This is a genomic window from Aquirhabdus sp., assembly GCF_046462495.1.
In the GTDB taxonomy this organism is placed as follows: Bacteria; Pseudomonadota; Gammaproteobacteria; order Pseudomonadales; family Moraxellaceae; genus Aquirhabdus.
Genome location: NZ_JBKGVE010000009.1, coordinates 256,214 through 268,089 on the forward strand (window position 1 = coordinate 256,214; position 11,876 = coordinate 268,089).

Here is an 11,876-nt window from a genome sequence, read left to right on the forward strand (position 1 = left end):
TTTCCTAAAACACGCAAAGAAAATTTTTAAATCTTGATCAATATATTGGATATTAACGTTGAATTTGACGTCGATCCGGTAAAACACCGATTTCTAAGAGTTGACGATACAGTAGGGAATAGCAAGCTGGAGAAAGCCATGCTTTTACAGGCAGTATCCATGCTTGCTCAATGAGTCCCTGTAAACGTGGGGCATCTTTAGCTGTAGTAATGATCTGAAGATCATCATTAAACTGAACATCACTGAGTTGATAAGGGTGATGGTCGGCAAAAGGATGCTCAATCACATCAAATCCAAGGTGCCTTAAACTGGTAAAGAATCGTGCAGGATTACCAATACCCGCTACAGCATGAACACGCTGCGGTGGCTGAGGTGCGGCCATTAGATCCATTGATTGATCCAATGGTACCAATTCTCCTGGAATTAAACGCATCTGATAAATGGACTGACCTGTTTCTGGATCATCAGTGAGCGGAAAGTCGCTATGCTCTATTACTGTGGCTGTATTCAGTCGATCTGGACTTTCACGAAGAAAACCTGCTGGGAGTAGCCAACCCTTCCCTATTCCGCGATTGGCATCTAAAACTATCCACTCAAGCTTTCTACCCAGTGCCAGATGTTGTAAACCATCATCACTCAAAATCAAGTTTAGGGACGAGCCTTGTGCAGCAACTTCAGCCAATAAGCATTCAATAGCCGCCTGCCGATTTGCGCCGACTGCCAGAGGCACCCCTGTCTGCTGTACGATGAGTAGAGGCTCATCGCCAACAACTTGCGCCGAATCATCAGCATGTACGATACGGGGAAATGTACCCATTTGTCCCCCATAACCGCGACTGATGACGCCTATGCCCAATTTTTGTTCTTGCTGCAAATAGCGAACAAGCTCTATCAATAATGGCGTTTTACCACTGCCACCCACGGTAATATTGCCGATAACCATAACCGGCACGGGAGACTCGTAAGCTTTTTTGATATCTAATCGATAGAGTAATCTTTGCAACCCCGTGACAGCGGCATAGAGCGCTGATAGTGGGCGGAGCCAAAACAACCACGGTGCTTGATTAGCCCAAGCTCTTGGTAGTGCAGTGCGCAGACTCATCACACCCGTCCTACATACGAGGTATCATCTAGACTCAATAAGATTTTGAAAAAAGTCTTATTCATGTGTCGTAACAACATCTACGAATTCGCGTTGATGGAGCTGGGCATACAAACCATTTTGAGCTAAAAGATCCGCGTGAGTACCTTGTTCGACGATGCGACCTTTGTCCATGACAACGATTCGATCAGCTTGTTCAATGGTAGATAAACGATGGGCAATTACAAGCGTTGTCCGACCATGCATGGCATGTGTCAAGGCTTGTTGAATGTAATGCTCTGACTCATTATCCAGCGCACTTGTCGCTTCATCTAGAATGAGTATAGGTGCATCTTTGAGCAGTGCACGCGCGATTGCCAATCTTTGGCGCTGTCCACCAGACAAAGACATCCCACTCGCACCAATCAGCGTGTCAAAACCCTGTGGAAGTGCATCGATGAATTGATCTGCAAAGGCATCTTTAGCCGCGGCTCGCACTTCTGCATCAGATTTATTGGCAAGCTGCCCATAGGCGATGTTTTCACGCACGGTTTGATCAAACAAAATGACTTGCTGCCCAACGGTCGCAATTTGGCTGCGTAGACTTTCAAGCGTGAAGTCTTTAATCGGTGTTCCATCTAATAGTAATTGACCACTGGTAATATTTTGAAAACGCATCAGTAGATTGATGAGTGTGGTTTTTCCTGCACCAGAGCGTCCAACCAAGGCGACGGTCTCACCCGCATTAATCGTTAAATTAATATCTGTCAGAGCGGCAGTATTATCCGAATATGAAAAACCAACGTGTTCGAAGGTGATCTGACCGACTAATGGTTTTATCAGCTTGCCTTGATCCTCTTCAGGAGGAGTATCAATCATCTCAAATACGGAATGCGCAGCAGAGATTCCTCGTTGAATCTTTTCATTCACATCAGTTAATGCACGTAAAGGTTTGCTGAGCATTGCAGCCGCACCGATGAAAGAAACGAATGCTCCAGCACTGGTCGTTGCACCCAAAATTTCAGGTCTTAGCGCTATCCAGACCACGGCCGCCATTACGAATGCCATGAGGAGCTGAATAATCGGTGAGTTTAGGCCGCTTGTAACGACCATCTTTAGACCCCTTTTCAAGTTCTCAGCAGAGGCACGACGGAAACGTTCACGCTCATAGGCTTGTCCACCGTAGTTTTTGACAACGGTATAGCCATTAATCGACTCATTGACAATATGACTGACTTCGCCCATCGCATTTTGCATTTGATGCGCCAGTTTGCGCATTCTCTTACTGGCTTTACGCACAAGGAAACCAACAAGCGGTGCGATGATAATCAGCATTAAAGACAAGCGCCAGTTGATCCAGAACATATAACCGAGTAAACCAATAACGGTTAAACCTTCCTTTAAGATGGTCTTAGCTGCTTCAGTTGAAGCAAAAGCGACTTGCTCTACATCATAAATAATCTTTGATGAAAGATAGCCGCTGGCGTGAGCAAGATAATATTCAGGGGATAATGTAAGTAAGCGATCAAAGACTTCGACACGTAGGTTATGTACCACGCTACGCGCTATGACGGAAATATAATATCCACCGACAAAGGAACCAACACCACGGAAGAAAATCAGGATAATAATAAGAAGCGGAAACAGGTTTTTTGCGTGTTGATCTTGCTGATTAATCGCATCAATAATATATTGGATGAGTCTTGCACTGCTGACCTCTGTTGCTGCAGCAATGATATTGCCAAGCAAAGCCAAAAGACCTGCCCACCAATAAGGTTTTAAATACGTTAATAGCCGATGATAAACTGCAAAACCTGACAATTATTTGCTCCCCATCGGAATTCGCGTACTGATATTTAAATTAACGAACCCTAGTTTGCCAGAAACATCCATAACTCTCACCACAGACTGATGAGTAGCACGTCCATCTGCAGCAATAACGAGCGGTCGAGTACGATCACCATGACTCGCGGTATCAATTGCTGTACGCAACTCATCCTCACTATCGGTGACCAACGGTTTACCGTTCACAGTATAAGCACCTTTCGCATCAACACCCACTTCAATTTTCTGAGGACGTTTTACCTCAGGGACTCCTGTGGCCTGAGGCAGTACAAGATTCAAGCGACTATATTTATTAAAGCTTGTTGAAACCAATAAGAAAACAACCAGAAACAACAAGCAATCAATCATTGGCGTTAAATTAATCGAGATTTCCTCAACCTGAGGTTTCCGGAATTTCATGATTGACTCTGTTTTACAGCAATTGGATTTGGTGCAATTTTCTGCGCAAATACCGATCCGGCGACATCTGTTGACGTGGGAAGAGTGCTCTCAGTTGGCAATGCCACTGCCACAGCAGCAATACTTGCTTGCTGAGGAATACCATGAATAAGATGGAGCAAAATACCAGACTGCTCTTCCATTTCCACTGCAAGATCTGCAACTTTTCGTTGATAGTAGCGATAAGCGATCAAAGCCGGAATAGCGACGAACATACCTGCCGCTGTAGACATCAGTGCCTGAGAAATCCCTGCTGCAAGCATTGCTGGATCTGTATTTCCACCGACATTGACTGCTAAGAAGGATTCAATAATACCCAGAACGGTTCCAAGCAAGCCCAGCAAAGGGGCAATATTACCAATGGTTCCAAGCAGGTTAAGGTGCTTCTCTAATCGGTGAATTAGCGTACTGGCACGGTTTTGTATCTGCAAAGTCATGTATTCAAGTCCACCACTTGAATATTGGATACCAGTTGCTAACAAATCACCCAGAGGTGAACTGAGTCGTAAAGCGGATAACTCTTCAGTACTTAATGTGCCTTGCTTGAGCTTTGTTTCCAATGATTGAACTAGGCCATTTGGTGCAACTTTTTTGTGCTGTAAACGGATTCCGCGTTCAATGATAATGGCAAGTGCAGCAATGGAACAGATGACCAACGGAAACATCAGCCAGCCGCCAGCCTTAATTAACTCCCACATCTTAAATCTTCCTAATTTTGGTTAAATTATCCATATATATCAACAACTGTAAACAACACGGTAAACTCGGCAAATGATATCGGATCAAGGTTGAACCGACATCACAGCCAAAATACCATCAAGCTCATCCAGCGAGTGGTAACGAATGACCAATTTTCCTTTTCCCTTAGGGTTGTGACTTAACTCAACACGGGCCCCTAATCGCTCAGCAAGACGTCGCTCTAAATCCCCGATATCTGCTGGTGCTACGCGAACAGGTTTCGCAGCGGGTGGATTTAATCGCTCACGAATCAACTGTTCAGTTTGACGCACTGATAAACCACGACCCACCACTACACGAGCAATGATGCTTTGATCTTCTAGGGTCAATGCAAGCAGTGCACGCGCATGCCCCATGTCCAGATCACCATGATCAAGCATGGTCTTCACTTCTTCGTTCAAACTCATCAAACGCAGCAAATTACTGACTGTCGCACGAGCCTTTCCAACAGTTTCAGCAATTTCCTGATGACTCATACCAAATTCATCATGGAAGCGTTGAAGTGCAAATGCCTGTTCCATTGGACTTAAATCTTCACGCTGAATATTCTCAATCAACGCCAACGCAATCGCAAGTTCATCCGGCAGGTCACGAATAATCGCGGGAATAACGTTAAGACCCGCTATTCGGGCTGCACGCCAACGACGCTCACCAGCGATGATTTCATATTGTGCTTCATCATCAGAGCCGCCAATACGCCGTACTACAATCGGTTGCATGACACCATGACGCTTAATCGAATCGGCAAGATCCGTTAAACTTTCTGGTGCAATTTCACGACGGGGTTGATAGACCCCACGCTGTAACTGATCCAGCGATATCTCAAGTAATGCTGCATTTGCAGGTGTTAGAGTATGCGTCTCGGCGACTTCTTCTCGAACCTGTTTAATTGAACCCAACAATGCATCTAGACCACGCCCTTGCGCAAGGCCACGCTTACGAATCATAGAGACTTTCCTTTTTTAAGCTTACCAGTGCGCACAAGTTCAGCCGCAGCACTCAAATAAGATAAAGCTCCTCGCGAACCTTTTTCATAAAACATGACAGGCATCCCATGTGCTGGCGCTTCTGCTAAACGCACATTACGAGGAATAATTGTTTCCAGCATTAAATTACCAAAGTGCACTGATAATTCTTGAGACACATCATTTGCGAGAGTATTACGCGGATCGAACATGGTACGTAAAACGCCGCGAATTTTCAGCTCAGGATTAAGGGCATCTCTTATACGATCTATCGTTGCAGACAGGTCCGCGAGACCCTCTAGCGCATAATACTCACACTGCATAGGAATAATCACCCCCGTTGCAGCACTTAATGCATTAATAGTTAGTAAATTGAGACTTGGTGCGCAATCAATTACAATAAAATCGTACTGATCTTCGACTTTTGCTAATGCGGTTTTTAGAATAAATTCTCGTTCTGTTCGTTCAAACAATGAAATTTCTACACCTGCTAAATCGCGGTTTGATCCCATTAACCGATAACCCACCTGAGTCGGTTGAATAACCGCCTCAATTGGCGCAACTTCAAGCAATACATCGGTCACACTATAAGGCAGTTCTGTTTTCTGTAACCCAGATCCCATGGTGGCATTGCCTTGAGGATCTAAATCGATGAGTAAAACTCTTTTTTTAAGCACGCCCAAAGACGCGGCTAAATTGACAGCCGTCGTTGTTTTTCCGACCCCGCCCTTTTGGTTCGCCACAGCCCAAATTTCAGGTCTCTTTCGAGGAGATATGTCGGTCATGTTCATTCAATTCCGAAAGGTTACACATAATAAAGTTGAGATATCTTAAAGGATGTTCGCAATCGCGTTTGTCACTTTTTAGGCAGTCATTTTTTTAGTCAGTAAAATCAAATGCCTTTGTTCATCTAATGATGGAACTGCAAGTGTGATAGTCTGCTGATGCCAGCTATCCATATCTGCCATTTCTTCACTGGGGATCAAGCCTTTCATCGCAGCAAGTACGGCATTTGGCTTTAAATACACAGCACAGTCGCGCACAAAATCAGACAGTGCAGCAAAAGCACGGCTGGTTACCACATCAAATTGACCTAAATCAGATAATGTTTGTGGGTCTTCAATACGGGCTTGTACCGGCAATACATTCGGCATCTTCATATCTGCAGTCATTTGGCGCAAAAATCGTATTTTTTTGCCATTACTATCCAAAAGAACACAATCTCTCTCAGGCTGAACAATGGCGATGACGAACCCTGGCAATCCCCCACCAGTGCCAACATCCAATAAACGTCCTTCAGGTAAATGAGGAATAATACTTAAACTATCAAGTAGGTGCTTGACCAGCATCTCCTTGGGATCGCGAATTGCTGTTAAGTTATAGGCTTTATTCCACAGCGATAGATTATCTTGATATTGCAGCAATTTACTCAGTGTATCGTCGGACAATTCCAAACCGAGTTTAAGTGAACCATCTTTGAGCTTGGAAAATAAAGGATGCATAGTCTTTTTTGCTTTGAAAAATCTAGGGGTGAATGATAGCAGGATGTGAGGCATGCGAATATTTTGATAAAGAAAATATTAAGATTTTCACAATAAAATTTTTAATATCAAGTAAATGTATCTGCGTCGAATGCGTCGGTCTGTTATGGCGTTAGCATATTTCTGAGATGAGCTAGAACAAAGTCTACAAGAGCCATTCTTCAAAATGACTCTTGTCAGCGTATCATGCTCAAACAGCTTGCTTGATGCCTTGACGTTTAATCATAATCAGCAGTAATTGTACCGCTGCTGGGGTTACACCCTGAATGCGTCCAGCCTGTGCGAGTGTGGCTGGACGAACAGCTTTGAGTTTCATGGTAATTTCTCGTGACAACCCAGATACCGCATCGTAATCAAAATCAACAGGCAAGGCTGTTTCTTCGTAACGCTTTAGATGTGCCACATCATCTTGCTGACGATCGATATAACCTGAATATTTCACTGCAATTTCGATTTGTTCACCAACCATTGGGGCAACATCAGAACCTGTTAATTCTGCAATTTGCGCAAATGTGACATCAGGTCGCTTTAATAAATCATAAGCATTATTTTCACGATTCAGGACTTCGCCCGTTTGCGCGATGAAAGCCATGCCTAACTTGTTATTTGGCGTTGCCCAAAGCCCCTTCAATCGTGCCGATTCACGTTCAATCGATTCAACTTTTTTACAGTATGCTGCCCAGCGCTCATCACTGACCAAACCAAGCTTACGACCCGCTTCAGTCAGACGTTGATCAGCATTATCTTCACGCAACATGAGACGATATTCGGCGCGGCTGGTAAACATGCGGTAGGGTTCTTTGGTTCCATGAGTGATGAGGTCATCAACCATAACACCTAAGTAAGCTTGGTCACGACTTGGTGTCCAGCTTTCTTCGTCGACTGCGCGGCGTGCTGCATTGAGCCCCGCAAGTAGACCTTGAGCTCCCGCCTCCTCATATCCTGTAGTGCCGTTAATTTGACCAGCGAAATACAAATTATGGATCGACTTCGTTTCAAGGGTTGGTTTCAAGTTTTGCGGGTTGAAGTAATCGTATTCGATTGCGTAACCCGGACGCGTAATATGAGCATTTTCGAGCCCTTTCATTGAGCGAACCAGACGCAGTTGAATATCAAACGGTAAGCTGGTTGAAATGCCATTAGGGTATAGCTCGTGCGTATTTAAGCCTTCTGGCTCAATAAAAATCTGGTGACTATCTTTATCTGCAAAGCGATGAATCTTGTCTTCAATTGATGGGCAATAACGTGGGCCTACCCCTTCAATCACACCGGTATACATCGGCGAACGATCCAAACCACTACGGATAATATCGTGTGTCTCAAGGTTGGTGTGTGTCATCCAGCAATTGACTTGGCGTGGGTGCATGGATACATCACCCATAAATGACATCACAGGTAGTGGTGTATCACCGGGCTGTGGAATCATCACAGAAAAATCAACACTTTTTGCATCTATTCGTGGTGGCGTTCCCGTTTTTAAACGCCCTACAGGTAATTTAAGTTCACGTAAACGATCTGCTAGCGCAATTGAAGGGGGGTCCCCTGCACGCCCGCCACGGGATTGTTGCATACCAATATGGATAATACCGCCCAAGAATGTGCCGCTGGTCAGGACAACAGTCCGAGCATCAAAGCGAATTCCCGATTGAGTAACCACACCTTTTACAGTATCGCCTTCTACAATGAGATCATCTGCAGCTTGTTGGAAAATATCCAAGTTCGGCTGATTTTCGAGCATTGAACGAATCGCCGCCTTGTACAAAATACGATCCGCCTGCGCGCGCGTGGCACGAACTGCTGCACCTTTACGGCTATTTAGCACTCGAAACTGGATGCCAGCGTGATCAGTTGCAAGTGCCATAGCGCCGCCCATGGCATCAATCTCTCGAACCAGATGTGATTTCCCTATTCCACCAATAGCCGGATTACAGCTCATTTGACCCAATGTTTCGATATTATGGGTCAGCAGTAGAGTCTGACGCCCCATCCGTGCTGCGGCAAGTGCAGCCTCAGTACCCGCGTGTCCACCGCCAATGACGATGACATCGTATGATTTTGGGTAATGCATGATGGTGACCTCAGGTTTTCAATCAGTATTTAAAAAGCGGAAATAGGAAAAATAGCCATTTGTGGCAATAATCTGAAGCATTATATCAAAAACATAAAAAGCCGTGTTGGTCTTCGATGAAAACGTTATTATGTTGTTAATTTAATTAAGAATTAATAATTTGAAACTATAAAGCAAAGTTGATCACGGCTAAAAGTGGATACTTAAGGCGTAAATATATAACTTAATTGACTTATTCTCTATTTGCCATCTTCCTATTGGCTTATGATCTTTTAAGTTTATTTTTCACCTAAGTATGGTGGTAATTGGTATTGAACTTGCAGGAGTCACTGGCAAAGCACTAAACTTGTGCGGAAACTATTAACAGTTTTCAGGCGAAACACGTGCAGGTACAAAACTTACGCACGATTAATTATTAATATTATAAACTAATGTTTTTATTAATTTTATTATTTTTGATAATATCAAAATTAGACACTGAAGTGATAATACCATCTGTGATGGTTTAGACTCTGCGTTACTTTACAGAGATATTCTAAGTGTATTTGGATGCATCGGACATTTGATTCATGAGCCGGAGGCTTGGATGAGGAAGTGATGATCGACGTATGCGACCATGAACAGACTATATTTCTAGCTTAAGACTGACTTTAACTACAGGAGATTGACCTATGCCAACCAAACCGATTACCAACAAATTTATGAAGTTTCATTGGTTATTTGTTTTTCTGATCGTTGGGTTACTTGCATATTTCGGTGGTGAGCAATTCAGTTCTAAAGCTATCCAACTGATTACCCAGGATTTTATTTTTCCAGTTTTAGGGTTCTTTTTTTCGATCTATTCAGCACTTCGCATAGTTGATCATACTGAAATCGGTCAAAAAATTCCAAGTAAAAATAAGAGTTTAGTTGCAATAGTTATCATGCTTATTTTTCTGGCTATCTATCTTGTTGTCCCATGTTTAATTTTATCATCAAAAATCTTTAATTAATTTCCAAGAAAAACCCGCATTATTTGCGGGTTTTTCTTGTGCACTTGGTCTACATATTTGGTCGGTCGTTTGGCCGAGCTGGTAAGCTAGTTGTTCTATGGTGGCTACCTTTATAAGCATGATGATGCTTAGCTCGATGATGGTGCTTATAAGAATGATGCTTAGTATGTTTATAAGTATGATGCTTATGAACATGATGATGGGTTGGTCGAATGGTAGTTCTGTCAATAATTTCTGCCTGCGCAGCAATTGGTGCAGCCATAACCCCAACCAACATTACAATCGATAATATTTGCTTTAACATTTTCCCTTTTCCTTAAGATAAAAGATCAGAAAATTACAGCCATATAAATATATATTAAAATTCTTAAATTGGTCATTTAAGCATCAAAAAATAACAAATTGAAAAGGCTCTCATGGCATTGTTGGATGTCTCTTCGTTTGATTGAATGGATTCATTTGACGAGAATCACTGGCAATAATACTTTCTTTCTGCTTTCAGCAGTAATCGTTGTGTCGTTGATAAAGAGCAGGCGAGAATCTTTTCGTATGGATGCAGATACAGCAGGCATATGCATGCAACGCTGGGACTCTATTTTAAATCGGATTGGGAATTTTCCGCGTACTGATCGTTTGATGGATGCTGCGGTGGTTATCGATGCTGGAGCATCGGCTATGCCTGCATCATAAAGTGAAAGTTCAAGTACTGAGCCAGCAGGGATTTTGACTGACTTAGGACCCTGCACTATACCAGACACCTGCAATCTACAGTTTTTTTCTGCATATGCTTGCGTTGCAAACGCAGTAAACATTGTGATCACGACTAAAGTTTTAATAGATGATTTCATAAGACTACTGAACACAATTTACAATCATAATAAAGAGCTTAGCCTACCCGTTTATTAAGCGCTACTGCATTGTATAAGGTCAGCTGGAAACGAATCCGTAATCATTTTAATACACGAACACGCAGTCGATGCTACATGGCATGGCTGTTTTAACATTTGAAGATATGCTATAAACAATGCTCATTATTTAAACGATAGTGGCGATTATCATGGATAGATGCGATATTCAATGTCCCAAATGTGGCAAACATGAATTCAAGGCAGTTCCAAATCGAGAAAGAAAAGATCGAATCGATGGCTGTGTTTGTAGCAACTGTAATTATTTCATTAGCACGCCAAAGTTAATCGAAAAAATCGAATCAGAAAAAGGTGCTCTGGTTACCAGTAAATAACCTTTTTATATGATGTTCCTTCAGTTAGATGGCAATCTAATTACGTCCCACTGCGGCCTGCGCTGCAGGAGATTGAGCAAGACGATCTAATGCTTGCTGGGTATCACCTTCATTAATAGGATGAAAGGTAGGTGAAGTCCACCTTACGATTGATTGAATAAGTAAACGAACTGTTGGAACATGATCATTTTCTCGACCCGCATTCTCTAGCATCATCAGCAGTCGAATCCATGAATGCTGACTGAGTTGCTTTGCTTTCTCATCTTGTTTAGCAATATGACGAAAGCTGTCCGCTACGACTTTGACAATAACCGGAATAACGACTGCCATAAGTGCTTGACGACTGATAAAAAAACCGAATTGGTTTTGACACAAGTGCTCAAATAGGTCATACGCAACCGTACGATGTTCAACCTCTTCTGCAAGATGCCAGCGAAACAAATCAGTCATAACCGGATCGGCATCATCCAAACTGGAATTTTCTACTGACCATTGCCCGACCCCCCCGTAAAATGCTCAATACAAGCAATCACGCCTACGCGCAGCACGAGCCATGGTTTATATAAAAGCTTTCTTTGCAGAAAGTTAAGTCCAACTGGCGCATCACCCAAAAACTGTGTAAATAACCAATCAACTCTTTCCATATAATCATCGGTTTCAATGCCATATTTCGAAAAATACTCCAGTGCTTTGGCATGTGAACGCGAATGTACAGCTTCTTGACGAATAAATCCCTCTACATCAGCGCGCAATTGTGGGTCAGTGACATAAGGCAGAGCTTGATTAAACGTCCGACAAAACCAGAGTTCACCTGCAGGCAGTAAAATGTGCGCAACATTCAAAAAATGAGTGGCGAAAGGATCATTAGGAATCCAGTGCAGTGGTGTATTTTGAAAATCAAATTGCACACGCCTTGCTTTAAGTTGATGGCGAACGATGCTGTTCATAACGATCTCCTGCAGCTAATG

Annotated in this window: 10 protein-coding genes and 1 pseudogene; 1 reads left to right on the forward strand and 10 read right to left on the reverse strand. The window is 43.0% G+C overall.

What is annotated here, in order from left to right; translation table 11 throughout:
* Positions 1-52: 52 nt before the first annotated feature.
* The 8 genes from lpxK to mnmG form a co-directional block, all read right to left on the reverse strand.
* On the reverse strand, positions 53-1,102 hold the full coding sequence (gene lpxK, locus ACLHG7_RS11900) for a tetraacyldisaccharide 4'-kinase (RefSeq protein ID WP_410211224.1): 1,050 nt from the start codon (positions 1,100-1,102) through the stop codon (positions 53-55).
* A gap of 57 nt (positions 1,103-1,159) precedes the next feature.
* Complete coding sequence (msbA, locus tag ACLHG7_RS11905; RefSeq protein ID WP_410211225.1) at positions 1,160-2,902, reverse strand: lipid A export permease/ATP-binding protein MsbA; 1,743 nt, start codon at positions 2,900-2,902, stop codon at positions 1,160-1,162.
* Positions 2,903-3,325, reverse strand: coding sequence for an ExbD/TolR family protein (locus ACLHG7_RS11910; RefSeq protein ID WP_410211226.1), 423 nt, complete (start codon positions 3,323-3,325; stop codon positions 2,903-2,905).
* Positions 3,322-4,062, reverse strand: a complete 741-nt coding sequence (locus ACLHG7_RS11915) for a MotA/TolQ/ExbB proton channel family protein (RefSeq protein ID WP_410211227.1) — start codon at positions 4,060-4,062, stop codon at positions 3,322-3,324. The genes ACLHG7_RS11910 and ACLHG7_RS11915 overlap by 4 nt, the downstream gene beginning before the upstream one ends.
* A gap of 84 nt (positions 4,063-4,146) precedes the next feature.
* Positions 4,147-5,049: a ParB/RepB/Spo0J family partition protein gene (locus tag ACLHG7_RS11920; RefSeq protein ID WP_410211228.1), complete on the reverse strand. Its 903-nt coding sequence runs from the start codon at positions 5,047-5,049 to the stop codon at positions 4,147-4,149.
* Complete coding sequence (locus ACLHG7_RS11925) at positions 5,046-5,852, reverse strand: ParA family protein (protein WP_410211229.1); 807 nt, start codon at positions 5,850-5,852, stop codon at positions 5,046-5,048. Before ACLHG7_RS11925 ends, ACLHG7_RS11920 begins: the two co-directional genes overlap by 4 nt.
* Positions 5,853-5,930: 78 nt before the next feature.
* Positions 5,931-6,569 (reverse strand): 16S rRNA (guanine(527)-N(7))-methyltransferase RsmG, encoded by a 639-nt coding sequence (rsmG, locus tag ACLHG7_RS11930; RefSeq protein WP_410211230.1) that lies wholly within the window; start codon positions 6,567-6,569, stop codon positions 5,931-5,933.
* 229 nt (positions 6,570-6,798) lie between these two features.
* On the reverse strand, positions 6,799-8,676 hold the full coding sequence (mnmG, locus tag ACLHG7_RS11935; protein WP_410211231.1) for a tRNA uridine-5-carboxymethylaminomethyl(34) synthesis enzyme MnmG: 1,878 nt from the start codon (positions 8,674-8,676) through the stop codon (positions 6,799-6,801).
* A gap of 671 nt (positions 8,677-9,347) precedes the next feature.
* Here mnmG and ACLHG7_RS11940 point away from each other — a divergent pair.
* Positions 9,348-9,668 (forward strand): hypothetical protein, encoded by a 321-nt coding sequence (locus ACLHG7_RS11940; protein ID WP_410211232.1) that lies wholly within the window; start codon positions 9,348-9,350, stop codon positions 9,666-9,668.
* Positions 9,669-10,123: 455 nt separating this feature from the next.
* Here the strand turns inward: ACLHG7_RS11940 and ACLHG7_RS11945 are convergent, their stop codons facing one another.
* Both ACLHG7_RS11945 and ACLHG7_RS11950 read right to left on the reverse strand, forming a co-directional pair.
* Positions 10,124-10,516, reverse strand: a complete 393-nt coding sequence (locus ACLHG7_RS11945; protein ID WP_410211233.1) for a YbaY family lipoprotein — start codon at positions 10,514-10,516, stop codon at positions 10,124-10,126.
* Positions 10,517-10,944: 428 nt separating this feature from the next.
* Positions 10,945-11,855 (reverse strand): annotated as a pseudogene (locus ACLHG7_RS11950) (metal-dependent hydrolase).
* Positions 11,856-11,876: the final 21 nt, after the last annotated feature.